The organism is Ruegeria sp. AF7, from assembly GCF_056541885.1.
This window is the reverse complement of sequence record NZ_JBQFYX010000058.1, coordinates 1-789: the sequence shown is the minus strand read 5'-3', so window position 1 is coordinate 789 and position 789 is coordinate 1. Positions and strand designations below refer to the sequence as shown.

Below are 789 nucleotides of genomic sequence, written 5' to 3'. Positions count from 1 at the left end.
TGCGCGTTGATGGCCCCTTTTGTGATGCGGGGGTCGTTGCCTTCGCTGAGGGCGATTATGGGACGGGTGGCCGGAGCGTTTTGCCGCAACAGCTCGACGGGTGTCAGGGTCATGTGCTCCGGCCTCGTCCTGGGGTTATGCGCCCTGCGCCTTCATGTCATCGGCGCTGATACCGGCGACGGCGACGGGTTTTTTCATTGCGTCGCGGCGGAAAGGCTCGCCAAGCTCCTGGTTGATCAGGGCCTCGATCAGCGTGGTGATGCCGTTCTTCTGGTCCTCGATCGCCTGGTTCAGCGCCGCGGTCAGCTCGTCCTGGGTGCGGGCGACAACACCTTTCAGGCCACAGGCCTGCGCGATACCGGCATAAGACACCTTGGTGTCCAGCTCGGTGCCCACGAAGTTGTCGTCGAACCACAGGGTCGAGTTGCGCTTTTCCGCGCCCCACTGGTAGTTGCGGAACACGATCTGGGTCACGGCGGGCCATTCCTCGCGGCCAATCGCGGTCAACTCGTTCACCGCGATGCCAAAGGCGCCGTCACCGGCAAAGCCCACAACCGGAACATCCGGGCAGCCGATCTTGGCACCGACAACGGCGGGCAGGCCATAGCCGCAGGGGCCGAACAGGCCCGGCGCCAGGTATTTGCGACCCTCTTCAAACGACGGATAGGCGTTGCCGATGGCGCAGTTGTTGCCGATGTCCGAGCTGATGATCGCCTCTTTCGGCAGCGCCGCCTGAATGGCGCGCCACGCCATGCGCGGGCTCATCCAGTCGGGCTTGGCCGCGCGGGC

The 789-nt window shown here is 64.9% G+C and carries 1 protein-coding gene; it reads right to left on the bottom strand.

All coding sequences use genetic code 11. The annotated features are described in order from the left end of the window. Window positions 1-135: 135 nt before the first annotated feature. Window positions 136-789, bottom strand: a 654-nt coding sequence (locus ACR0AP_RS20925; RefSeq protein ID WP_480509227.1) for a thiamine pyrophosphate-dependent enzyme, incomplete at its 5' end; no start/stop codon positions are given.